Annotated in this window: 1 protein-coding gene; it reads left to right on the top strand. The window is 69.2% G+C overall.

What is annotated here, in order from left to right; genetic code table 11:
- Positions 1 to 126 precede the first annotated feature (126 nt).
- Positions 127 to 252, top strand: coding sequence for a daptide-type RiPP (locus G9H72_RS22515; protein ID WP_269205306.1), 126 nt, complete (start codon positions 127 to 129; stop codon positions 250 to 252).
- Positions 253 to 334 lie beyond the last annotated feature (82 nt).

The following is a 334-nucleotide window of genomic DNA, read 5'->3' as shown; positions in this document are numbered from 1 at the left end:
GGCTTCTGGTGGGGCGTCGCGGCCGGTGCCGGGACCGTCGCAGCCGGCGCGCTCATCGGCGTCGCGATCACCTGATCCGCAGTTCATCTGACGACAAATCGTACGAGCGTAGGAGGGAGGAGAACCATGAACGAGAGCATCGCCCAGATCGAGGAGCTCGAGTCGCTCGAGGCCCCCGGCTTCTGGTGGGGCGTGGCGGCCGGTGCCGGCACCGTCGCCGCCGGCGTCCTGGTCGGCGTCGCGATCACCTGATCGACCCACGCACCACGTCCCGCACTGCACACCCACTCGTACGACCCACAACCCCGAAGGCACACCGACCGGCGTGCCTCAT

This window comes from Motilibacter aurantiacus (genome assembly GCF_011250645.1).
GTDB lineage: Bacteria > Actinomycetota > Actinomycetes > Motilibacterales > Motilibacteraceae > Motilibacter_A > Motilibacter_A aurantiacus.
Note: the sequence above shows the minus strand (reverse complement) of the source record. Positions and strands in the feature narration are given on the sequence as shown.